Here is a 19,595-nt window from a genome sequence, read left to right on the forward strand (position 1 = left end):
TGAGCCTAACCCCGGGCGCTTGTCGTTGCCGCCCGTCGGGACGAATGGCTTCAGACCAGCGCCTGCGCTTGTGCGACCACGGCAGCGAAGTTGTCGCCCAGGGCGGCGATTTCCGCGCGATGCAGGTCGCGGGCGGCGAGCACGCCACCTTCGGGAGTGGGGATGTCGCGGGTGGCGCAGGCAGCGTCCACCAGGGTGCAGCGGTAGCCGTAGTCCTTGGCGGCGCGGACGGTGGTGCTGATGCTGGAGTGGGTCATGAACCCGCAGACGATCAGGTCCAGGCGACCGCCGGCCTGCAGGCGGTCATGCAGGTCGGTGCCGGCGAAGGCGTTGGGCAGGCGCTTGTCCACCACCACCTCGCCCGGCAGCGGAGCCAGCTCCGGCAGGAAGCGGCCGCGCAGGCCCTGAGGATCGAGCAGGCCGCCGACCACGCCCAGGTGGTGCACATGGACGATCGGAGTTCCCATGGCCCGTGCCGCTTCCAGCAGCAGGCCGATCTGCGCCACCGCGGCGTCCAGGTCAGGCAGCGCCAGTACGCCGCTGCGGTACTCCTCCTGGGCATCGATGATCAACAGAGTGCTCTGGCGCAGGGTGGCCGGCGGATATCCGCGCCCACTGATCTGCAGCATGCTGAGCGGATGGGACATGTCTGGACTCCTGTAAATGCATGTTCACTCATTGTGGGCCGTAACGCGTCCGCTGTGAATCTTTGCGAACTCGCGCCAAAGTGGTATTGGCATTCTTCTCAGGAACCGCCCGGAGGCGCCCCAGAGCCCCCGCGTTCCGCTAGAATGCGCCCCTTTTTGCGAGCTGCGAGGACACACCGCCGTGACCGAATCCCGTTTGCTGACCCTGCGTGACCACATCCGCTGGGCCGTCAGCCGCTTCCACGCCGAGGAACTGTTCTTTGGCCACGGTACCGATAATGCCTGGGATGAAGCCCGCCAGCTTGTACTGGGCGCGCTGCACCTGCCCTGGGAAATGGCCGATGCCTACCTGGACTGCCGCCTCGAGGACGAGGAGCGCGAGTACCTGATGCACCTGCTGCGCCGACGCATCGAGGACCGCGTGCCCTGCGCCTACCTGCTGGGCGAAGCCTGGTTCTGCGGTATGCCCTTCGTGGTGGACGAGCGTGTGCTGGTGCCGCGCTCGCCCATCGCCGAACTGATCGAGCGCCGCTTCGAGCCCTGGCTGGCCGCCGACCCTGCACGCATCCTGGACCTGTGCACCGGCTCGGGCTGCATCGGCATTGCCTGCGCGAGCGCCTTCCCGGATTCCGAGGTGGTGCTGGGCGACCTGTCGTTCGACGCGCTGGAAGTGGCCAACATCAACATCGAGCGCCATGAGCTGGGCGAGCGTGTCTACACCGTGCAGGGCGATGGCTTCGAAGGCCTGCCGGGCCAGCGTTTCGACCTGATCGTGTCCAACCCGCCCTATGTCGACGCCGAAGACTTTGCCGACATGCCCGCCGAGTACCACCACGAGCCCGAGCTGGGACTGGCCTGCGGCAATGACGGCCTGGATCTGGTGCGGCGCATGCTGGCCGAGGCCGGGGACCACCTGACCGAGCGCGGCACGCTGGTGGTGGAAGTGGGCAACAGCCAGGTGCATGTGGCGGCGCTCTACCCGGAAGTGGACTTCACCTGGCTCGACTTCGAATACGGCGGCCATGGCGTCTTCCTGCTCTCGGCGCAGCAATGCCGCGAGCATCAGGCGTTGTTCAAGGCTCGGGTAAACGCCTGACGTCGAACCTGTAGGAGGCGTCCTTGCGAGGCGTTGGTGCGGGCTTCAGCCAATCGCGGACGGAGTCCGCTCCTACGCGAGGTCAGGCTTTGGGTAGGAGCAACTGTCTTTTTCTGAAAGTCCGTGCCCGTGTTTCCCTCTCCCTAACCCTCTCCCTGAAGGGAGAGGGTACTGTCCGACGCGCACAAATAACCCTGTGCTCATCGGCTGGCTCTGCCCTATCCGAGAGCGCCGAATGGTTCCCTCTCTCTTCGGAGCGGGGCGCGCAGCCAGGGCGGGGGGAGAGGGCATGCCCTCGCGTGATATTCCAGGTAGGAGCGGACTCCGTCCGCGATTGCTCGACGGCCCCTTCGACACATCAAAGGGGCACGTTCGTTTGAATGCCACGGATCAGTGCGTGGCGATCCAGATCAGCAGGCCAGCCTGGAACACGGCGAACACCGTCAGGCAGGCAATGGTGAAGCGCAGGCTGGTGTCGTCGCGGCGGAAGGTTTCGATGCGTAGCTCCAGCCGGCGGATCTCGTTGGCCTGGGTGGCGAGGTTCTGGTCGGCCTGCTCCAGCATGGAGCCAGCCTCCAGCAGCGGGACGATCTGGACTTTGTCCTTGTGCCAATCGTCATACAGCTCGCTGACCCGGCCGACGCTGTAGCGCGCCTTCAGTAGCCGCGAGTCCTCGTAGATCACGTCGAAACCCTGGGCGCGCAGGAAGTGGTCGCGACGCTGCCGGGCCTCTTCGCTGGGCACGTCCTTTATCGCCAGTGCGCCACCCTCGACGCGGTAGTGCGACCACTTCTTTTTCGCCCAGGCCACTCCCTGGGCCAGCAGAAAGCGCCCCAGGCCGCGGTTCTGCGGTTCGGTGGCGAAGCCTGCGTCGGCACCGAAGCGTACTTCCTTGTTGCGGTGGTCCGCCCAGACCTCCAGCAGGTTCTGCTCCTTGCGCAGCGCCTGGCCGGGCACCTGCACGGTCAGGCGCAGCAGGCTCTGCTCGCTGTTGTGGCGTTCCACCCGGCCGAGTTGCACGAAGCGCAGTGGTCGTGCGCCGGTGGTGCGGTCGGTGGGCAGCGGCGCCAGGCGCAGCAGGCGATAGTGTTCCGGCGCCAGCTCCGCCCACGGGTGCGGGCGGGCGGCGGCGCTCTCGTCGGCGGCGACGGTCTGTTCGGCTTCGGTCATGGGATCTACCTCGGGGCCTGGTGGGCGTGGCCAGGGCTCTCCCGTGGGTTATCGACGCACCGGTGGATTTCTTGAGACGTTCGCTCCAGATGTCGCCAGTGTGCCTCCGGGCAGGCTCTGCGCCTGCCGGATGAAAGTCGTGACGCGCTGTACCAGTTCGCGGGCCAGCGGCAGATTGGGGTTGTTGTAGGAGGCGAGTTGCTGCGGACCGCTGGTCGGAACGATGCGCAGGATGTGGTTCATCCCCGAAATCAGGTGGAAGTCGCTGTCGGGCTTGGCGCGCTTGAGTGCCTGCGCATCTTCGACACCAACCTGGATGTCGTTGGTGCCTTGCAGGATCAGCGTGGGCAGTTTGAGCTCGGCGAAGGCACGGGCCGGGTCCTGGCGGAACAGCGAGATCAGGTAGGGCTGCACGCTGGGGCGGAACAGCACGTTCAGCGGCTCCGGCACTCGCGGTTGCAGCTGCCCGGCTTGCAGGCCGTCGATCAGTTGCTCGGCCTGGGCCAGCAGGGGCGGGGGCAGGCGGCCCTGCAACTGTTCGCGCAGCACTTCGCCGATCGGGCGGGCGCTGCCGGACAGGGAAACCAGCGCTTCGGCGTGGCTTTTCGGGGCGGCGAGGCTGGCGATCAGTGCGCCTTCGCTGTGACCGATGAGAATCTGCCGACCGAAGCGCGGGTCGCGGGCCAGCTTGTCGCTCCAGGCCACCACATCGGCCACGTAGGCCTCGACGCTGAGCTCTTCCTCGCGCGGTGCCGCCGGCAGGCTGCGAGCGACGCCGCGTTTGTCGTAGCGCACACTGGCGATACCGTTTTCCGCCAGCGCCTCGGCCAGCTTGCGCAGGTAGGCGTTCTGCCCGCCCTCGGGGTTGTTGCCGTCGCGGTCGGTGGGGCCGGAGCCGGCGATCAGCAGGGCCACCGGCGGCAGGGGCTGCCTCTGGGAGGGCGGCGTTTGCGGCAGCAGCAGCGTGCCGCGCAGCACGCCGTGGCCGGTGTCCAGGTCATAGGGGCGTTGCAGGATGCTGGTGGGGGCGGCTTGGGCCAGCGTCGAGACGAACAGGAAGAAGAACAGGGCAATACGGCGCATCGGGGGCTTCGCGACGGGGCTGATGGCGCTTTGATCCTCAACCGGCGCGAAGGTTCGCAGGGCGGATTGACGCAGGTATACTGCTCGGCCTTTTCGATACCAGTCTTTTCGCGGAGCCTCGCATGTCCGGCAACACCTACGGCAAGCTGTTCACCGTCACCACCGCTGGCGAAAGCCACGGCCCGGCGCTGGTCGCCATCGTCGACGGCTGCCCGCCTGGCCTTGAGATTTCCCTGGAAGACCTGCAGCGCGACCTGGACCGCCGCAAGCCCGGCACCAGCCGCCACACCACCCAGCGCCAGGAAGCCGACGAGGTGGAAATCCTCTCCGGCGTGTTCGAGGGCAAGACCACGGGCACCCCGATTGGCCTGCTGATCCGCAACACCGACCAGAAGTCCAAGGACTACTCGGCAATCAAGGACCAATTCCGCCCGGCCCACGCCGACTACACCTACCACCACAAGTACGGTGTGCGTGACTACCGTGGCGGCGGCCGCTCCTCGGCGCGCGAGACCGCCATGCGTGTAGCCGCGGGCGCCATCGCCAAGAAAGTGCTGGCGGGCATGGGTATCAGTGTGCGCGGCTACATGAGCCAGCTCGGCCCGATCGAAATCCCCTTCAAGACCTGGGACAGCGTCGAAGACAATGCCTTCTTCAGCCCCGACCCGGACAAGGTGCCGGAGCTGGAGGCCTACATGGACCAGCTGCGCCGTGACCAGGATTCGGTCGGCGCGAAGATCACCGTGGTCGCCGAAGGCGTACCGCCGGGCCTGGGCGAGCCGATCTTCGACCGCCTGGACGCCGAACTGGCTCACGCGCTGATGAGCATCAACGCGGTGAAGGGCGTGGAAATCGGCGCCGGCTTTGCCAGCGTCGCCCAGCGCGGCACCGAGCACCGCGATGAGCTGACCCCGGAAGGCTTCCTGTCGAACAATGCCGGGGGCATCCTCGGCGGCATCTCCTCCGGCCAGCCGATCATTGCCCACCTGGCGCTCAAGCCGACCTCCAGCATCACCACCCCCGGCCGTTCCATCGACGTGAACGGCAACCCGGTGGAGGTGATCACCAAGGGTCGCCATGACCCGTGCGTGGGCATCCGCGCGACCCCCATCGCCGAGGCGATGATGGCCATCGTGCTGCTCGACCACCTGCTGCGCAATCGTGCGCAGAACGCCGACGTGAAGGTCGGCACTCCGGTTCTCGGCCAGCTTTGATTGACGTGATACCCCCGCGAGCCGCTTGGTTCGCGGGGGTATTGGCGCGCCGCCGATGACTCAGGTCCCCTACTGGCGGCTGTCCAGTTTCTACTTCTTCTACTTCTGCCTGCTGGGCGGGACGGCGCCGTTCCTCGCGCTGTATTTCCACCACCTGGGCTTCTCCAGCGCGCGTATCGGCGAGCTGGTCGCCATCCCCATGCTGATGCGCTGCGTGGCGCCAAACCTGTGGGGCTGGCTGGGTGACCGCAGCGGCCAGCGGTTGGCCATCGTGCGCTTTGGCGCGGTGTGCACGGCGCTGTGTTTCGCCGGCATCTTCCTCGGCCATAGCTATGCGTGGCTGGCGTTGATCATGGCCGGGCACGCGTTCTTCTGGCATGCCGTGCTGCCGCAGTTCGAGGTGATCACACTGGCGCACCTGAGCGGGCGCACCGAGAGCTACAGCCGTATCCGCCTGTGGGGCTCCATCGGCTTTATCTGCACCGTGGTCGGCCTGGGCTGGCTGTTCGAGTTCGCCAGCCTGGACGCCTACCCGCTGGCGTTGCTGGCGATCATGCTCGGCATCGTCGGCGCCAGCTGGTGGGTGCCTAACGCCCAGCCGCCGGTGCGGCTGGACGAAGCCAGTGCCGGCGGCTTCCGCCAGCAATTGCTCAGGCCCGGCGTGCTCGCGTTTTACCTCTGCGTGTGCCTGATGCAACTGTCCCACGGCCCGTATTACACCTTCCTGACCCTGCACCTGGAAGCGCTCGGCTACGCCCGTGGGCTGATCGGCCAGCTCTGGGCGCTGGGCGTGGTGGCCGAGGTGCTGCTGTTTCTGGTCATGCCGCGCCTGCTCAAGCGCTTCTCCCTGCGCCAGGTGCTGGTGGCGAGCTTCCTGCTGGCGGCCTTGCGCTGGCTGCTGCTGGGTACGCTGGCCGGGCACCTGCTGGTGTTGCTGTTTGCCCAGTTGCTGCACGCGGCGACCTTCGGCAGCTTCCACGCTGCCGCTATCCATTTCGTCCAGCGCAGCTTCCAGGCGCGCCAGCAGGGCCAGGGCCAGGCGCTCTACGCCGCGTTGGCGGGCACCGGCGGCGCGCTGGGCGCGCTTTACTCCGGCTACAGCTGGGGTAGCCTTGGACCGGCCTGGACCTTCGCCATCGCGAGCGTCGCCGCGTTGGCCGCCGCTTTCATCATCTGGACCCGTCTGAACGAGGACCCGCATGAACGACACCCGTGAACAGCTGACCCGGCAGATCATCGACGCCGGCCGCTTCCTCTATGACCGCGGCTGGTCGCCGGCCACCAGCAGCAACTATTCCACGCGCCTGGCCGCCGACCGCGCGCTGCTCACCGTTTCAGGCAAGCACAAGGGCCAGCTCGGCGAGGACGACGTGCTGGAAACCGACCTGGCCGGCAACAGCCTGGAGTCGGGCAAGAAGCCTTCGGCGGAAACCCTGCTGCACACCCAGCTCTATGCGTGGCGCCCGGAGATCGGCGCGGTGCTGCATACCCACTCGGTCAACGCCACCGTGTTGTCGCGCCTGACCCTCGGCGACCGCCTGGAGCTGGAAGACTACGAGTTGCAGAAGGCCTTCGCGGGTGTCAGCACCCATGAGGGGCGCGTGACCGTGCCGATCTTCGACAACGACCAGGACATCGCCCGCCTGGCCGCCAAGGTACAGCCCTGGCTCGATGCGCATCCGGACTGCCCCGGTTACCTGATCCGCGGCCACGGCCTGTACACTTGGGGGCCGCGCATGGCCGATGCCCTGCGCCAGATCGAAGCCTTTGAATTCCTCTTCGAATGCGAGCTGAAAGTGTTGAGCCTTCGCGGCGGCGCGCGCTGAGCGAATCCGATCCGCTTTTGCGATAAGGCCCAGAAGGATAACGACCATGAGCAGCCTGACCGTCTACCACGAATCCAATCCCGAGCAGCCACTGAAACTGCTGACCCACGCCGAGGACATCGCTTCCACCCTGGGCGAGTTGGGCGTGCGCTTCCAACGCTGGGCGGCCAACGCCCCCATCGTCCCCGGCGCGAGCCAGGAAGCAGTGATCGCCGCCTACCAGCACGAGATTCGCCGCCTGCAGGAAGAGGAGGGCTACGTCACCGTCGACGTGGTCAGCCTCACCGCCGACCACCCGCAGAAGGATGAGCTGCGCGCCAAGTTCCTCGACGAGCACCGCCACGGCGAGGACGAAGTACGCTTCTTCGTCGCTGGCCGTGGGCTGTTCACCCTGCACATCGAAGATCACGTCTACGCCGTGCAGTGCGAGAAGAACGACCTGATCTCGGTGCCCGCCGGCACTCGACACTGGTTCGACATGGGCGAGCGCCCGCACTTCGTCGCCATCCGCCTGTTCAACAACGCCGAGGGCTGGGTTGCGAAGTTCACCGGTGACGAGATCGCCAAGCGGTTCCCGTTGCTGGAAGACTGAAACGCAGTCGCCAGGGCATTCGTTGCTCTTCGTAGGAGCGAGCTTGCTCGCGAACGAGCTCCGCTGCGGACTTGGTTCGCGAGCAAGCTCGCTCCTGCAGTCACATTCCCGCCTGCGCCTGGGGCAGGCCTTTGGAGTTTCCATGCCCATCAAAGCCATCCTCACCGACATCGAAGGCACTACCAGCGCGGTCAGCTTCGTCTTCGACGTGCTCTTCCCCTATGCTGCCGCGCACCTGCCTGACTACGTGCGTGAGCACGCCGCCGAGCCCGCAGTCGCCGAACAACTGGCCGCTGTACGCGCCGACAGCGGCGAAGCGAACGCCGACACCGAACGCTGCATCGAAATCCTCCTCGGCTGGATTGCCGAAGACCGCAAGGCCACGCCGCTCAAGGCGCTGCAAGGCATGGTCTGGGAACAGGGCTACCGCGCCGGGCAGCTCAAGGGCCACGTCTACCCGGACGCCGTCGACGCGCTGCGCCATTGGCACGCCGAGGGCTACCAGCTGTACGTCTATTCCTCCGGCTCGATCCAGGCGCAGAAGCTGATCTTCGGCTGTTCCGAGGCGGGCGACCTGTCGCCGCTGTTCTCCGGCTACTTCGACACCACCTGCGGGCCCAAGCGCGAGGCCGCGTCCTACCAGCGCATCGCCGCCGCCATCGGCCTGCCGGGCGAGGAGATCCTCTTCCTTTCCGATGTGGTGCAGGAGCTGGACGCCGCGCAGCAAGCCGGCTTGCAGACCATCGGCCTGGCCCGTGAGGGCGGCGTGCTGGAAGGCCACGACAGCGTGGCCAGCTTTGCGGTGATCGATCCTGCGCGGGTGTGAGCCGATGCCCGTGCTGTTGCGGCGCGGGCAGCTATGATGATCAGGCCGACATTCTCATAGAGGGATCTTTCATATGGGTTCGACCCTGGGTGGCCTGATCAGCCTGATTATCTTTGCCCTGGATATCTGGGCAATCATCAATATCGCAAGAAGCGGTGCCGACATACCGAAGAAGGTCATCTGGATTCTGGTGGTGGCGATACTGCCGGTGCTGGGGCTGATCATCTGGGCCGTTGCCGGGCCGCGGGGGAATGTGAAGGGCTAGCGCTCCCTGGCGGAGCCGGCCTTGCTGGCGATCCGCCGGCAAGGCCGGCGCTGTTGAAGCGGTGTTTCAGGGGCACGAACCAGGCGTCCCCCCACGAAGGGCCATTCTTGGCCCATCGCAGCTCTCGCGGCATCCATGCCGCTCAACCCCTGAAACTCCGCTTCAACGAGGCCTCCTGAACGGGGCGGTTCGGAGTGCGCGGGTGTTTCTCTGGAATTCTTTCTGAGCCAGTGTAAGCGCGCGGCGGTTTTGGCATTGCCTTGCGGGACTCTTGGCATAGGGCGCCAGCTGGTGGCGCCCTAAGTTCTTGCGGGATATTTGGCACGCCGCCTGCTGCTTCGCAGCTCGGCCTAGGTCAGGCCCCGTCAGGTAACAGCTGGCTGCATCTGAGTGGCGATCACCGTACCGTCGAAATACCGGATGATCCGAAACACGTTTACCCCACTCGGGACACTGAACGTGACCGAGTTGTCACCATTCTCCGTCGGCGTGCCCGCCGACTCCGGCAGCAGGTAGACCTCGTGGGTGTTCACCGAATAATCCACCCCCGGCACGATCTTCAAGGTCTTCGCGCTAGAGCCGCCTATCACCACTAGCAGCAGTTCGTAGACGTTATCTTCTGCTGCCATGCCGCGCAGATTGATGGTGTAAGTGGTGTAGCTCCCAGACATGCGGAAGACGACAACTCGCCGGCCTGCCGGCCAGTTCAGAACGCTCTGGCCGCCCACCATGAAGTCATCGTCATTGATGGTCACGGCGTACTCAATGCCATTGCTCCCGCCACCACCGCCAGCAGGCGTGCCCTTGAAGATGGGCTCGCCCCAGTCAGCGGCCGAGGCGGTGCCGGTGGACAGGTAGCTCTTTTTGTTCGTCGTATCGACGTACTGCGCGCCTACGCTGGGCGGGGCGCTGGTAGGCGCCCCCGCGCCAGTTACCAGCGCGCTGGTGCCGGTAACAATCGGGAGCCAGTCGGAGGCCGAGGCGGTGCCCACCGCCACGTAGGTACGTTTGGCCTCCGTGTCGACGTAGTGCGCTCCTACTACAGGGGGCGCCGCTGCGGGCGCACTGGTGCCGGTCACGATGGGAAAGGCCCCGGTCTGTAGCGGCTGCCCCCAATCTCCCGCAGCCGTGGTGCCCGTGGCGACATAGGTTCTCTTGCTTGTGGTGTCGACGTAGTGAGCGCCGATGCTGGGAGGTGCGTCTGCGGGCGCCCCAGCGCCAGTGACGATATGTTGTACGTTTGCCATGGTCATACCCCTTTCAGATAGTTTCCTTGTTCATCGGTCAAGCGGTTGCCGCCCTGGTCGGTCAGCAAGTCTTCCGGCTCGGGCTCTCCACCCTCTAGCGCTGAAACGCGCTGCTGCAGCTCAAGCACCTGGGCGGCTAGCGCGTCGACCTGCGCGGCCTTTGCCACCAGGCCGGCGACTGTTCCCGCAGTGGGGCCGCATAGCACCCAGTCCCCGGCCACGAATGCCCCGGCCTGGGTGCTCTCCTGCTGTCGCACCAGGGCGATGCCGCCGCCCGGTGCTGCGGTCGCCTTCACGATCTCCACCCGCGTGCGCTCGCGGATGTCCAGGGAGTCCGCCAGGGTCAGCAGGTAGAAGTCTTCCGCCGCCATCGGAAGGCGGGCCGCATCGGCGGCCGCGATGGGCAGCGTGCCTCCAGCTGGAGCCAGTGGGCCGGTCAGCTGGATGAAGTAGTCGTTTACGAATCTCTGCATGGGATTACCTACGCGAAGTTGACGGGCAGCTGCTCACCTACTGCCACCTCGCCCGTGATCGGGTTCCAGCTGCCATAGAGCGGCGAGCTGCCGGAGACAAGGAAGGTGCGAGGATCGACCCCAGAGGGGTGCGCAGTGGGGCCGTAGAGCTGCTGATTGCCGGTCCCCGCCCCGGTGGTGAGCAGGCATATCAGGTGGTTGCTGTAGACCCACGGCCGAGCGCTGAGACCGCGCTTCCCGTCGAAACTGCCGACAGCCAGGCTCAGCATCGCCCTGGTGTTGGTGGCCCGGTCTTCGGGATTAAGCGGTAGCTCGAAGAGCATGTGCGGTGCGATCCGGCTGCCAAAGGGCTGGAAGCCCAACAACTGGCCGATGGCATCGGAGACGCTGGTATCCCAGGTCTCGCCGTTCAGCTCCAGGCGGTACGTCGAGCGCCCCTCATACGGAACGAGCGAAATATCGCTGGCTTGACCAGTGCCCTCATTCCGCCGCTCAACGTGGTAGTGAATCGTTGCGCTGTCGAAGGGCTCACCGTCGACGAGGAGCGATACTTCGTAGTGCTCGTCGTAGGTGTTGGTGATCAGCGTGTGCCAGTCGTAGAGCCCAGCAGATGAAGAGGTCGACTCAAAGACGCATTCGGTATGGCTGGCGTTTGGGCCGTAGTGCTGCCGGGTCTGCGCGGGCGTCACTGCGGTGGCGCTGCCGGTGTGGGAGTTCTGCTCATCCAGGGTGTAATCGGCCTGCAGCTCGATCTTCCCGATGTCACCGTTAGGCTTGAACCAGAAGGCAAGCGGGAAGCGGATGCTGCAGGAGCGCGTGCCCTCCCAGTACCCGAACTCATTGACCGGCAGACCTTCGGTCACTGGCACAAGCACGATGCTGTAAGCGTCAGTGGATCGCACAAAGTCCTTTGGACAGGAACCGGAATCAGGCTCCCATCGTTCGCTTATCGTGGGCTCCGCTCCCCATCTCTTACGCACCGCTCCCCAGTTATTGGATGCGCTGTAATCACCGGCATCAGGCGCGCTCAGCACTTCAAGCCGCGCGCTGAACTCATCGCCTGGCTGGCCAGAGCCGGCGATGCGCAAGATCAGAGCGCCATTCCCTGCGGCTGGCAGCTCACTGCTACCCGCGATGAACAGCCCACGGCCGCCGCTGGCGTCGACATCCCAAAGCACGTTTGCTTCCTCGATCCAGGTGTCTGCAGGACTGATCCCGACCAGCTCGACAGGCACCTGGACGGACTGCGGGTCCCAGGAGTCGGTGGACTTGCGAAGGCGCAGCTCACCAAAGCGGGTGAGTGTCAAAGGCTGGGCCAAGGTACCGCCGTTGATCGCGAATGCCGGGGCCTGGACCTTCCAGACGTTGCCAGGCGCCGCTGCGTACAACCATTGGCACGACCTTGCAGGCTGTACGCCGTGCAGCAGTACCTGCCCACCGCTAGGCGTGACAATCACCTCGTTTCGCCAGGTCCATCCGCGTGCCGCGTCCTGCACTGCCTCTTCGAGGGAGCGCTCGATAGGCGCGACATTTGGCACTTTCAGCCGCCAGGACCAGCCCGGAGCCCCGCTTGCGCCATAGCCTGCGCGGGTGGCGCCATTCGGCAGTCGCAAGGTGCTGCCCGTGATCTTGCCGTGCCAGGGGCAGCCCCAGGCGCTGACCTTGGTCAGTTGCTCAATCATCGGAGGGCTCCAGGTAGCGGAACTGCGCCTCGGCGTTGTTGGCGTCTTCGAAGGTGACGCTCTTGATGGGCTTCAGCTCCATGACGTAAACGCCATCGGAGCTGTACAGGTACTGGGTATCCCACGTCTCGCGGCTGGTCTCGGTCAGGGGGCTGGCAATGCCTCCCCCGGTCGATGCGGCGGCGGGCTCCTGGTAGTCAGCTCGGCCCCGCTGCGCCGCGAGCGCGCCCCGTGGTTCCAGTGTTTTCAGCTGCCGGCTCTGTGTGGTGTTGCCGCCAGTGAGGGCGCGCAGGTCCGCGACAATCGAGGCGCTGCGTGTGCTGTTGTCTGCCATGTGTCAAAGCTCCAGCAAATCGTCAGGTATGCCGACGCGATAGATGACGGAGACGGGTACCTCGCGCTCGTCGCGCAGGCCGGAGTCAATCTCCGGCGCGGTGAGCGTCATACGGCGGGGGAACTCTTCCAGGTTCGGGTTGATATCGTCGTCGCGGTCGTCGTAGTTCCCCGCGAATCCGTCCAGGGCGTCGTCGTAGATCGGGCTTTCGTTGCGTAGGCCCAGCTGGGTGGCCAGTGGGTCGTGGACGAAATCAGCCTGGGCGACGTCGACGGCCGGCTTAGCCGGTGGCGTCAAAGGATCGGAGGCACCGCCGCCCCGCATCACGGCGATGGCCAGGGTGGTGATGGCGGTGCCGGCGTCGAAGTCGTACTCATCTACGATGCGACGGCACTTGCCGCGCACCTTCACCTGGTCGCGTAGTTCAAGGGTGTGCACCAGGTCGCAGCCGATGCCCATCGGCGTTGGTACTTGCCAGCTCACGGTGGTGCCGCGATGTGCGCCAATGACCGAGACGGCCGCGCGCTGCAGGGTGCAGAGGAAGGCGGCCTCGCGGCGCTCGTCGCTCACCAGGTCGACGGCGCCTGGCTCGCCTGCATCGAAGTCGTCGCTCTCCCAGGACTCGCTACGGCTGTCCTCGATCTCAAAGGCGGCGCTCTGGCGGTTCAGGACCTGGACCTCGCTGGCACCCTCAAGCCCGACCTGGGTACCCATGAGGATCGCGTAGCGCTCAGTGATCGACTGCGACCAGCGACGGCCACCTGTCCAGGTCGCGCCTAGCACCAGGTTGGGATACCTGTTGGTCCAGCCCTGGCCAGTGCCGCAGGGGTCGCCATTGGATGGCGGTAGCCTGTTGTACTCCGCGTCGGCCAGCAGCTTCATTCCCGCGCTGGAGGTCGCCTGCTCGATCATGTCGACGTCGGGCAGGTCAGTGGACTGCGGCCGCCAATGACAGAAGCCGCCCACGCCACCAAGCCCGCCCGTGCCGGGGTGCTCCCATGAGTAGTGGTCGTGACGCTCCCACAGCCGGCTGTATCGGTAATCGACGTTCAGCTCAATGCGGTTGGTGGCGCTCTGTGCCTGGGCCAGTTCGACGTTTACGGTCTGGTAAAGGGTGCTGCCCTCGGCGAAGACGAACGCCGGGGCCTGGGAGTACCAGGAGGTCACGCGGATCACGCCATCGGCGCTGACGTCCAGGGCCGCTGGCACAGTGCTCAGTCGCTCGGTGGTGTAGTCGAAGCGGCTACGTCCCTCCACGGCCTCAAAGACGTCGGGCGACCAGGAACCGCCCACCAGGGCGTCGATCTCTGCCACCTGCATTTGCTCGATGCGCTGCTGCAGCTTGTCGCTGCAGGTGATCTCCATCACCCGGTTGACCGCATCCCAGCGTGGCTCAACGGCAACGCCGGTATATCGGCGGGCCGAGGTCGTGGCGCCGCCTGTCTCGCTGATGAAGTCGACCACGACGGCATCGCCGCCCAGGTCTGTCGGCACCGAGGCACCTGGCGGGTAGTACAGCGTGAAGGTGGCAACACCCGCCGCCCCTTCCTCACGGTCAATCTGCATGCGTCCTGTCAGGTTCGCAGCTACCTGGGCGCCGCCGATCAGCACCGATACCCACCAGCGGAACGCATAGCCGGCTGCTGGCACGCCCAGGCCTGGCGGCTCAGGTGGCTGGATGACAACGGGCTCACCTGGTGCCTGGCCAAGCACCAGAGCCCCGTTGAACGTGACCGAGTTGAACGGTGCGCCGAACATCAGATTTCCTCCGCGCTCAGCGACCAGTCATAGAGCCCGCTGGCCTCGTCGAACTCGTAAGTCAGACCAGGTGTGAACACCACCAGGCGCGGCAGCCAGAACACTCGGTAGGCGGTAGCCCCGGCGACGGCCTGCAGCTCGGCGCTGTCACCGTTCATGAGGACAGCCACGTCCAGCCATTGGCCGCCAGCGAACGCCCATCCCCAGGGCGCCACGTCAGGGCGACGTTGCGCGGCTGGCGGGAGGACGAATTGCCGGCCTGTGCCAATCATCGCGCGAGGGGCAACGCACAGCAGCTCCAGGGGCTGGCTGACATCGAGGGCGAACAGGCCGGGGTCAAGGTTGCCGGTCCCACTGGCGCTGGTTGCGGTCTTGCCCCAGTTGGTCATCTTGATCCCGGTCCCGCCATTCAGGCGCAGCGCGGTGCTGCCGCCGATGGGCTCGTAGCTCTGGCGAATCGGACCGGCGCCCGCGTGCTGGATGATCGACAGTCCGCCCAGGACCAGAGGCGTTGGCATGTTGCTCATATCAGCCCCTCCCAAACTTGATGCGGGCCTTGCGCAGGTCCTGGTCGAATCGCTGGACCTCAGAAGGCGAACCTTCCAGGGCGTAGGAACCACCCCACGGCACGGCGAGGTTGAGCGGCTGACGCTCGCCGCTTCGTTCCATGGCTGGGAGGTTGGGGATGTAGGGCACCAGATCGGCCCGACCTGGCAGCTCACCCGTTCGGTTCATGTGCTCCAGGTTCATCGCCCCCAGGCGCTGCGCTGCCCGAGCCTGCAGCATGTATTCCCCACGCGAGGCATTCACCCGAATGCTGTCGCTGGTGTAACTACCAGGACCATCGATCCAGCCGCCTGCCGCGCGGTTCACGCTACCGTCAGCTCCGTCGATGACTTTGCCGGCGCTCTTCTCACTGCTGGCGACACCGGGGTCCACCCCGACGTAGTTGATCGGGATGACCATGTACTTCTTCAGTCGGTCGGCCAGGGCCAGCGCCTGGGACTCCAGCTCCTGGATGCTCTTCTCGTCTCCGCTGAACTCAATGTTCACGCGCTTCATCGCCTCAGCCTTGGCGATGATTTCGTCCATGTCTGCCTTGATGACCGCGAGCCTGGCTTTCTCATTGCCCTCAATGTTTGTGGCGGCCTGGTTGGCGATGGTGCCCAGCTCGTCGGCGATGCCTTCCAGCCCATAGCCGTTCTCGCCCGCGTCCTTCAGCTCGCGCAGCACCTTGGCCGCCTCGCGTGCTTGGCGCAGCGCGTCATCGTTGCGCCCCTTCTGCAGCGACTGGCGGGCACCGGCCTGCAGGCGGTACACATCCGACAGCGAGGCCTGACCCTGGGGCGCCGCGCGCATATCCTTGGCCAGGTCGGTGAACTCTTTGGCCACCGTCTCGCGCTGTTTCTTCGCAGTCTCCAGGCGCTTGTTGGCCGCGTCGTACATGCGCATTTCAGTCGCTAGCGCGGTCTGGAGCTTGGCCAGGTTGTCAGCCCTGATCTTGTTCATGTTGTCGTTGTGCCGCTTCTCGCCCGCTTCCTGGGCCTCGGCTGCTGCAGCCTGGTCAGCGCTCATCTGCTGCAGCGCCTCGCGGTACTCGCGGGCACGCTTGGCTGCTGCCAGTGCCTCGTTGCTGACCGGGGCCGTAGGGCCGTCGCGCTTCATGTCGTTGCGACTGGTTAGCTCCGCTTGCTTGCGGTAGTGCTCTTCCGCCAGGCGCAGCGACTCGGCGTAGGCCTTGCGCTGCTCATCGTCCATCCGGGCGAGTGCCTGCGTTGGCTGGATCACCACATCGCCGTACTTGGCCGTTGCCGTGATGGTGTCGTTCAGCGCCTTCTCGTAGTCCAGCTGGCTCTTGGTGAGTTCCTGGTTCTGTTTGTGGAGGTTGTACAGCTCCAGGAGATTGCTGCCGGTCCAGGCGACTAGACCCAGAGCTAGGGAGCCCTTTGCCACAGATGCCCAGCCGGCGACGGTTTTCAGCGAGGCGACCAGGGTGCCGAGCTGACCGACGAGGGAGGAGATACCAGGACCTGCACCAGGCAGAGCAGTGAGAGCCGCCTTGAGCATGATGAGCGGGTCTTTCATAGCAGTCGCGACTTTTGCGCCAGCGAACAACGCGACCCCTACAAGGCCAAGGCTTAGGATCGTCACTTGCATTGACTTTGGTAGCTCACCAAATAGCGCGAGAATCTTCGTGCCAAAGTCCAGAACTGGAGCGAATGCCTCAGCAGCCTCGCCGAGCTGCAACTTGAACTCCCGCCAAGAGGCATTGAACCGATCCAGCTCAGCCTGAGGCGTGTCGGCCATTTTGGCGTAGGCCGATTCCATCGAGCCGCCAGCCTCGCCCATTGCCGTCACTTCGGCGCGCATTTCCCTGATGTATTGCGTGAGGCTCAGCACTGCGGTGCGTGCCTCTACGTCCGGGATGATCTGCCGCATTGCATCCAGGCCGAGTTTCCGAGACGCGATGTCTTCCAGGGTGGCGGTGAGCCCCTTCCAGGAGATGCCCATTTCAGCCAGTTTCTTCTGCGCGTCCGGTGTCGGCGCGGCGAGGGCGTTGATGGCACCCTTCAAGGCCGTCGTGGCCTGGGGCGTCTTGATCCCCGCAATGGTCATCCGAGCGATTGCTGCCGCGACTTCATCGAAGCCAACGCCTGCGGCTTTGGCCGTGGGCAGCACATCACCAATGAACTGGGCCAGCTCGGGGAAGGTGGTCACGCCATCCTTGACCGCCAGGAACATTTGGTCGTAGCGGAGCCCAAGGTTCTCGATGCCCTCACCGTAGGCGTTGACGATGGCGAGACCACCCGCCGCAGCGGTGCCAGTCTCGGTCATCCCTGCAATGGCCGCCTTGATGGACAGTTCCAGGACCTTGATGCCGTTGTCCTCGGAGACACCAGACGACAGGATGTCGTTGAGCGCCTCGGCCGACTCGGTGGCATCGCGACCATAGGCGACAGCCAGATCCCGCACGTCCTTGGACATTTCCTTAAGTTGGGGGCGTGTCAGGTTGGTGATGGAATCGACCGCAGCCATTGCCTGGGCGAACTTGGCGTAGAACTCCAGGAGCTGCTTTCCGCCGTAGATCAAGGCGCCGAGTCCTGCCACAGCCAGACCGGCCTCGATCTGCACCTGGCGCAGCGAACCTGCCCAGCCAGTAGTCTGCTGGGTCAGCTGTTCGGTTCGTTGCTGCAGGTTGATCTGCGCTTGGGCCAGTTCAACCGTGGACAGTTGCCCATCGCGCTGCAGGAGCGCGTACTGCTGCCGGAGTTTCTCAATCTCGGCACGCACCTCGCGATGGGGGCGCACTCCGAGGGCCTGCCGTGCGCCAGCAATCCGCGCCTGCTGGTCGGCCGCAGCGCTGGCTTGTGCCAAATCTTCCGATAGGCGCTTCTGCTCGTTGCTCAGATAGTTGGTGTCGACACCTGCAGACTTGAGCGAGGCGGACAGCTGGGCGAGCTGCGACTTCTGACCGCTGATCGCTTGCTCAAGCGTTTTGGCCTCAGTCGTGGCGGCGCGATAGGCCATCTGCTGGGCTTTGGTGGGCTTCTCGGAGGCGATCAGCTCGTTAGCCAGGTCGCGGACGCGATCCCTCACGTCATTGAGCTGCTTGCTGTTCTCGACTAGGCTCGCCTGTAAATCGCGCACGGACGCGATCTGATTCAGTGGGCGCCGCAGCTGCTCCACTAGGGCCGAATAGCCGGCCTTGAACTGCTGCAGTTCGTTGCGGCCCTGACTGGCATCGACACTTAATGAGAGACGGACATCAGTCATGAAGGTTTACCACCTAGTAATTCCGATTGCAGTCGTAGCCTGCTTTTCTCCCAAGGCCGCAACTTGGATAGTGGCGATTGGGTTCATAGTGCTCATGTCGCTAGTGATCATGGGAGTGTTGGTCTCCCCACTAGTCCCCAAGGAGAAGGCGAAGAAGGAGGACTAGCTTCCTGCCTTCATCCGCTCTGCCGCTTCAATTGCCTCGTCTACAGCTGACTGCCACGTTCCCCAGGGGTAATCCCACACCCCTGTATGCCCCTGGCGAATCAGGGCACTAGCGTTTCTTTCGAGCCTTCGGAGAGCTTCCCGAGGACTTGTTTCCCCACCTCCACGATTCGCTCGCGCAGGACGAAAAAATCCGTGTTCACCTCGCGGGTGGCTTCGAACACCTTGCGCAGCTGGCTGGGCGCCAGGTCATCCAGCTGATCGACATCGAGGTCAGTCATAAGGGCCAGCTCGGTGAGGCTGATCTCCGGCAGGAGCGTGCTGCTGATCACGTCACTGCTGTCGCCCTCGGCCATCATCTTGAGAAGGTGGCGAATCTCACCCACCGTCAGCTCGCGCACTTCCACGCTGATCTCGCCCAGGGGAATGGTCTTTGTTAGGGCCATGCTCATATTCGGGAACTCCAGGAGCCGGCCCCTTGCGGGGCCGGGAGGGTGGAAGGCTTACAGCCAGTCGATGCGGTAGAAGGGCGACTCGCCCACCGGGCGGGTGGTGTCGGCGAGCACTTCGCCCTTGGAGAGCAGCTTGCCGGGGTTCTCGGCGTCGATCAGTGCCAGCTCTTCTGCAGGCGGCGCCTTCCAGCGCCAGATCGTCACGACCACGGGGCGACCGCTGTCGGCTTCGTTGAGGCCGTCCAGGACCAGCTTGTACTCGGCGCCGGCCTCCACGATGGGTTCGATGCGGATCGCCTTGGTGCTGGTGTAGGCGATGGTTGCCGGGGTCGGCTCGGTGATCGCGGTGCTCTCTGCCTTGACGCGGAAGCCTGCGGCCGACACCTCGACTTCGGTGTTGGGCACCGGAGTACTGCCCTGGGTCTTGGTGATGACCAGGCTTTTGGGGCCGGGGAAGTCAGTCAGGACCAGGCTGCCCGGAATCAGGACGACGGCCTCGCCGGTAACGGTTTCCGGCTCCAGCTCGATGACCTTGCCCTGAGTGACCATGGCCTGGTTCTCTTCGGACCACTCCTGCATTTGCACGGTCAGGTCGACACCCTCAGGGGTATCGAGCTTGGCCAGGTTGCCGCCACCCACGCGGCGATGCTGTTTCCAGGTGATCGAGCTGGTGCGGTGCGCGATCTTGAATTGCTCGACGTCGCCCAGATCGCGCATCGGTGCGTTCTCGATGCCCAGGCGCTGGGCAGAGACGATGCCAATGCCCTTGAATACCTTGACTCCTGCCATGGGTTACTCCCCCTTCACTCGTTCGCCGACCTTGAAGTGCTCTTCGATCAGCTTTGCGTCGGCCTCGGTCACGGTGATAACCGCGTCCTTGGGGTGCTTGGTGCCGGCATGACGGTGCCCATTGTCGTGGGTGATCTTCACCTTCACGTCGGCCGGTTTGGTTTCCCCTGCCGAGGCGGGGGCCTTTTCTACTTTCATGTGT

The 19,595-nt window shown here is 65.0% G+C and carries 20 protein-coding genes; 7 read left to right on the forward strand and 13 right to left on the reverse strand.

Translation table 11 applies throughout. From position 1 onward, the window contains the following. Positions 1–50 precede the first annotated feature (50 nt). Positions 51–647, reverse strand: coding sequence for a cysteine hydrolase family protein (locus CTR55_RS10495; protein WP_296285932.1), 597 nt, complete (start codon positions 645–647; stop codon positions 51–53). A gap of 181 nt (positions 648–828) precedes the next feature. On the opposite strand from CTR55_RS10495, the gene prmB reads away from it, so the two are divergent. Continuing rightward, positions 829–1,743 carry a 50S ribosomal protein L3 N(5)-glutamine methyltransferase gene (prmB, locus tag CTR55_RS10500; protein WP_296285933.1) on the forward strand — a complete coding sequence of 305 codons (915 nt, stop codon included), beginning with the start codon at positions 829–831 and terminating at the stop codon, positions 1,741–1,743. A gap of 390 nt (positions 1,744–2,133) precedes the next feature. Here the strand turns inward: prmB and CTR55_RS10505 are convergent, their stop codons facing one another. Next, a complete protein-coding gene (locus CTR55_RS10505; RefSeq protein ID WP_296285934.1) occupies positions 2,134–2,913 on the reverse strand; it encodes a hypothetical protein in 780 nt (259 codons plus the stop codon). A gap of 48 nt (positions 2,914–2,961) precedes the next feature. Next, positions 2,962–3,996, reverse strand: a complete 1,035-nt coding sequence (locus CTR55_RS10510) for an alpha/beta fold hydrolase (protein ID WP_296285935.1) — start codon at positions 3,994–3,996, stop codon at positions 2,962–2,964. Between the two features lie 122 nt (positions 3,997–4,118). On the opposite strand from CTR55_RS10510, the gene aroC reads away from it, so the two are divergent. The 6 genes from aroC to CTR55_RS10540 all read left to right on the forward strand — a co-directional run bounded on the left by aroC (position 4,119) and on the right by CTR55_RS10540 (position 8,719). After that, a complete protein-coding gene (aroC, locus tag CTR55_RS10515; protein ID WP_296285936.1) occupies positions 4,119–5,210 on the forward strand; it encodes a chorismate synthase in 1,092 nt (363 codons plus the stop codon). 55 nt (positions 5,211–5,265) lie between these two features. Then, positions 5,266–6,426: an MFS transporter gene (locus CTR55_RS10520; protein ID WP_296285938.1), complete on the forward strand. Its 1,161-nt coding sequence runs from the start codon at positions 5,266–5,268 to the stop codon at positions 6,424–6,426. Continuing rightward, a complete protein-coding gene (locus CTR55_RS10525; RefSeq protein ID WP_296285939.1) occupies positions 6,410–7,036 on the forward strand; it encodes a methylthioribulose 1-phosphate dehydratase in 627 nt (208 codons plus the stop codon). Before CTR55_RS10520 ends, CTR55_RS10525 begins: the two co-directional genes overlap by 17 nt. A gap of 46 nt (positions 7,037–7,082) precedes the next feature. Continuing rightward, positions 7,083–7,628 (forward strand): acireductone dioxygenase, encoded by a 546-nt coding sequence (locus CTR55_RS10530; protein WP_296285942.1) that lies wholly within the window; start codon positions 7,083–7,085, stop codon positions 7,626–7,628. A 142-nt stretch (positions 7,629–7,770) separates the two neighbouring features. After that, entirely contained in the window at positions 7,771–8,454 is a 684-nt protein-coding gene (mtnC, locus tag CTR55_RS10535) for an acireductone synthase (protein ID WP_296285944.1), read from the forward strand. A 73-nt stretch (positions 8,455–8,527) separates the two neighbouring features. Continuing rightward, entirely contained in the window at positions 8,528–8,719 is a 192-nt protein-coding gene (locus CTR55_RS10540; protein ID WP_296285945.1) for a PLD nuclease N-terminal domain-containing protein, read from the forward strand. A 365-nt stretch (positions 8,720–9,084) separates the two neighbouring features. On the opposite strand, the gene CTR55_RS10545 is transcribed toward CTR55_RS10540, so the two are convergent. From CTR55_RS10545 to CTR55_RS10590, 10 genes are all read right to left on the reverse strand, one after another. After that, positions 9,085–9,966, reverse strand: a complete 882-nt coding sequence (locus CTR55_RS10545; protein ID WP_296285946.1) for a hypothetical protein — start codon at positions 9,964–9,966, stop codon at positions 9,085–9,087. A gap of 2 nt (positions 9,967–9,968) precedes the next feature. Then, positions 9,969–10,439 carry a hypothetical protein gene (locus tag CTR55_RS10550; protein ID WP_296285947.1) on the reverse strand — a complete coding sequence of 157 codons (471 nt, stop codon included), beginning with the start codon at positions 10,437–10,439 and terminating at the stop codon, positions 9,969–9,971. 8 nt (positions 10,440–10,447) lie between these two features. Next, positions 10,448–12,121 carry a hypothetical protein gene (locus tag CTR55_RS10555; RefSeq protein WP_296285948.1) on the reverse strand — a complete coding sequence of 558 codons (1,674 nt, stop codon included), beginning with the start codon at positions 12,119–12,121 and terminating at the stop codon, positions 10,448–10,450. After that, positions 12,114–12,455 (reverse strand): hypothetical protein, encoded by a 342-nt coding sequence (locus CTR55_RS10560; protein ID WP_296285949.1) that lies wholly within the window; start codon positions 12,453–12,455, stop codon positions 12,114–12,116. Before CTR55_RS10560 ends, CTR55_RS10555 begins: the two co-directional genes overlap by 8 nt. Before the next feature lie 3 nt (positions 12,456–12,458). After that, a complete protein-coding gene (locus CTR55_RS10565; RefSeq protein WP_296285950.1) occupies positions 12,459–14,105 on the reverse strand; it encodes a hypothetical protein in 1,647 nt (548 codons plus the stop codon). A gap of 107 nt (positions 14,106–14,212) precedes the next feature. After that, positions 14,213–14,740 (reverse strand): hypothetical protein, encoded by a 528-nt coding sequence (locus CTR55_RS10570; protein WP_296285951.1) that lies wholly within the window; start codon positions 14,738–14,740, stop codon positions 14,213–14,215. A 1-nt stretch (position 14,741) separates the two neighbouring features. Next, the gene (locus tag CTR55_RS10575; RefSeq protein ID WP_296285952.1) at positions 14,742–17,987 is read right to left on the reverse strand and encodes a phage tail tape measure protein; all 3,246 of its coding nucleotides are present in this window, start codon (positions 17,985–17,987) and stop codon (positions 14,742–14,744) included. A gap of 266 nt (positions 17,988–18,253) precedes the next feature. Next, the gene (locus CTR55_RS10580) at positions 18,254–18,604 is read right to left on the reverse strand and encodes a hypothetical protein (protein ID WP_065083999.1); all 351 of its coding nucleotides are present in this window, start codon (positions 18,602–18,604) and stop codon (positions 18,254–18,256) included. Positions 18,605–18,655: 51 nt separating this feature from the next. After that, entirely contained in the window at positions 18,656–19,393 is a 738-nt protein-coding gene (locus tag CTR55_RS10585) for a hypothetical protein (protein WP_296285955.1), read from the reverse strand. A gap of 3 nt (positions 19,394–19,396) precedes the next feature. Beyond that, positions 19,397–19,591, reverse strand: a complete 195-nt coding sequence (locus tag CTR55_RS10590; RefSeq protein WP_024767746.1) for a hypothetical protein — start codon at positions 19,589–19,591, stop codon at positions 19,397–19,399. Positions 19,592–19,595: the final 4 nt, after the last annotated feature.

This window comes from Pseudomonas sp. (genome assembly GCF_002796985.1).
In the GTDB taxonomy this organism is placed as follows: domain Bacteria; phylum Pseudomonadota; class Gammaproteobacteria; order Pseudomonadales; family Pseudomonadaceae; genus Pseudomonas.

Coding starts and splice junctions, on each gene's coding strand:
- CTR55_RS10495 (WP_296285932.1), bottom strand. CDS start 647: ATGTCCCATCCGCTCAGCATGCTGCAGATCAGTGGGCGCGGATATCCG.
- CTR55_RS10505 (WP_296285934.1), bottom strand. CDS start 2,913: ATGACCGAAGCCGAACAGACCGTCGCCGCCGACGAGAGCGCCGCCGCC.
- CTR55_RS10510 (WP_296285935.1), bottom strand. CDS start 3,996: ATGCGCCGTATTGCCCTGTTCTTCTTCCTGTTCGTCTCGACGCTGGCC.
- aroC (WP_296285936.1), top strand. CDS start 4,119: ATGTCCGGCAACACCTACGGCAAGCTGTTCACCGTCACCACCGCTGGC.
- CTR55_RS10520 (WP_296285938.1), top strand. CDS start 5,266: ATGACTCAGGTCCCCTACTGGCGGCTGTCCAGTTTCTACTTCTTCTAC.
- CTR55_RS10525 (WP_296285939.1), top strand. CDS start 6,410: ATGAACGACACCCGTGAACAGCTGACCCGGCAGATCATCGACGCCGGC.
- CTR55_RS10530 (WP_296285942.1), top strand. CDS start 7,083: ATGAGCAGCCTGACCGTCTACCACGAATCCAATCCCGAGCAGCCACTG.
- mtnC (WP_296285944.1), top strand. CDS start 7,771: ATGCCCATCAAAGCCATCCTCACCGACATCGAAGGCACTACCAGCGCG.
- CTR55_RS10540 (WP_296285945.1), top strand. CDS start 8,528: ATGGGTTCGACCCTGGGTGGCCTGATCAGCCTGATTATCTTTGCCCTG.
- CTR55_RS10545 (WP_296285946.1), bottom strand. CDS start 9,966: ATGGCAAACGTACAACATATCGTCACTGGCGCTGGGGCGCCCGCAGAC.
- CTR55_RS10550 (WP_296285947.1), bottom strand. CDS start 10,439: ATGCAGAGATTCGTAAACGACTACTTCATCCAGCTGACCGGCCCACTG.
- CTR55_RS10555 (WP_296285948.1), bottom strand. CDS start 12,121: ATGATTGAGCAACTGACCAAGGTCAGCGCCTGGGGCTGCCCCTGGCAC.
- CTR55_RS10560 (WP_296285949.1), bottom strand. CDS start 12,455: ATGGCAGACAACAGCACACGCAGCGCCTCGATTGTCGCGGACCTGCGC.
- CTR55_RS10570 (WP_296285951.1), bottom strand. CDS start 14,740: ATGAGCAACATGCCAACGCCTCTGGTCCTGGGCGGACTGTCGATCATC.
- CTR55_RS10575 (WP_296285952.1), bottom strand. CDS start 17,987: ATGACTGATGTCCGTCTCTCATTAAGTGTCGATGCCAGTCAGGGCCGC.
- CTR55_RS10580 (WP_065083999.1), bottom strand. CDS start 18,604: ATGAGCATGGCCCTAACAAAGACCATTCCCCTGGGCGAGATCAGCGTG.
- CTR55_RS10585 (WP_296285955.1), bottom strand. CDS start 19,393: ATGGCAGGAGTCAAGGTATTCAAGGGCATTGGCATCGTCTCTGCCCAG.
- CTR55_RS10590 (WP_024767746.1), bottom strand. CDS start 19,591: ATGAAAGTAGAAAAGGCCCCCGCCTCGGCAGGGGAAACCAAACCGGCC.